This is a genomic window from Streptomyces scabichelini (genome assembly GCF_011045015.1).
GTDB lineage: Bacteria > Actinomycetota > Actinomycetes > Streptomycetales > Streptomycetaceae > Streptomyces > Streptomyces scabichelini.
Genome location: NZ_JAAKZY010000454.1, coordinates 1 through 1,802, shown reverse-complemented (window position 1 = coordinate 1,802; position 1,802 = coordinate 1). Strand labels below are relative to the sequence as shown.

The following is a 1,802-nucleotide window of genomic DNA, read 5'->3' as shown; positions in this document are numbered from 1 at the left end:
CTGGTCCGTCCGGGCGGGGTCGTGGTGAACACGACGGTATGGATGCCCGCGCCCTCCGACCAGGAGCGCGGCGTACGCGGCATCGACCTGTTCGTCCGCAGCGACGCCGACCAGCTGTCGCAGCTGGTAGCGCTGATCGACCGCGGCGAGCTGCGCGTCGACGTCGCCGAGCGGGTGCCGCTGGCCGAGCTGCCGGCGCTCCACGCCCGGGCCGCCGAAAACGCGGTGCACGGCAAGGCCATCGTCGTCCCGCCCGTCGCCTAATACTGCAGCCGCAGTTGGTGTGACGGGTGGTCGGGCTGCTCGTTGAACTGGGCATGGGTGGGGACGTCACGGTTGATGAGGTGCACCGCTGGGCGGCCGGTCTGGACGCACTGCATGCTCGGATCGGTGAGCATTTCCGCAGGTCCGAGCCGCGTCGGCGGGCAAGGGAGTATGTGCGCGGGCTGCTCGCACCCTTGGAACGTAAGAACGGCTGGACGTTGGCCGAGCAGGCCGGTGAGCTGTGCCCGGACGGCATGCAACGTTTACTGAACCAGGCCGACTGGTCTGCCGACGCGGTCCGTGACGAGGTTCGCGGCTTCGTGCTGGATCATCTGGGGGCCGAGGGCGGCGTGCTGGCCGTGGACGAGACCGGCTTCATCAAAAAGGGCACCCGGTCGGCCGGTGTGCAGCGGCAGTACACCGGCACCTCCGGAAAGATCGACAACTGCCAGGTGGGAGTGTTCCTGGCCTACGCCTCCACGAGGGGGCGGGCCTTGATCGACCGGGAGTTGTACCTGCCGACGTCCTGGACCGAGGAGCCGGCCCGCCGGGCGGACGCGAAGATCGGTGACAAGGCCACCTTCCGCACCAAGTCCGCGCTGGCCCGCGTGATGATGGAGCGGGCGGTCACCGCGAAGGTGTCGTTTTGCTGGGTGACCGGCGACGAGGTCTACGGCCAGGACCCCGTCCTGCGCGGCTGGCTGACCGAACAGCGTCTGAGCTACGTGCTGGCGATCGCCTGCAAGCACCGGTGCGGGCCGCGCGGGCAGAACGCCCGCACCATCTCGGCGATCCTGCCGGAGCATGCCTGGGAGATCCGCTCAGCCGGGGAGGGTGCCCATGGCCTGCGTGAATACGCCTGGGCCCTGGTCCCGCTGCCCGGCCAGGGCGACGACGGCTTCGAAGACGCCCTGCTGATCCGCCGCAGCCTCGCCGACGGCGAGCGCGCCTATTACCTCACCCACACGCCGGCGGGTACCGCGACGGCGGAGATCGTGCGGGCCGCCGGCGCCCGGTGGGCGATCGAGGAGTGTTTCCAGGCCGCGAAGAACGAGGCCGGCCTGGACCACTACCAAGTACGGCAATATGCGGCCTGGTACCGGCACGTCACCCTGGCCATGGCGGCTTCCGCCCACCTGACCGCGATCCGGACCATCGCCCATGAAAAAGGGGGACACCGCCGCGACCTGATCCGACTGAGCGTGAATGAGATCCGCCGCCTGCTGAGCAGATTCACCCACGCCGTCCGGCACGAAGCCGATCACATCCTGCACTGGTCACGCTGGCGTCGACGCCATCAACACCGCGCCCGCCTCAGCCACTACCGCCGCCGAGGCCACCGACCGCCGTAACTGCGACTGCACCTCTAGTGTCCTGCGCCAGTAGTTGATCGTTAGTTGGTATGTGACTTCTACTGCTGGTGCGTCAGTTCCTCGTCGGGGCCCGAAACTGGAGCCATTGCTGCTGTCTGCTGAGGAGCGGGCGGAGTTGGAGCGGTGGACGCGTCGGGCGACCTCGGCCCAGGCGCTGGCTCTGCG

2 protein-coding genes are annotated in these 1,802 nt (G+C 68.9%); both read left to right on the top strand.

The window, feature by feature from the left end; all coding sequences use genetic code 11:
• On the top strand, nucleotides 1-264 hold a 264-nt coding region (locus G5C60_RS50610), incomplete at its 5' end, for a zinc-binding dehydrogenase (RefSeq protein WP_165271065.1).
• Nucleotides 265-317: 53 nt separating this feature from the next.
• A complete protein-coding gene (locus G5C60_RS50605) occupies nucleotides 318-1,616 on the top strand; it encodes an IS701 family transposase (RefSeq protein ID WP_165271067.1) in 1,299 nt (432 codons plus the stop codon).
• Nucleotides 1,617-1,802 lie beyond the last annotated feature (186 nt).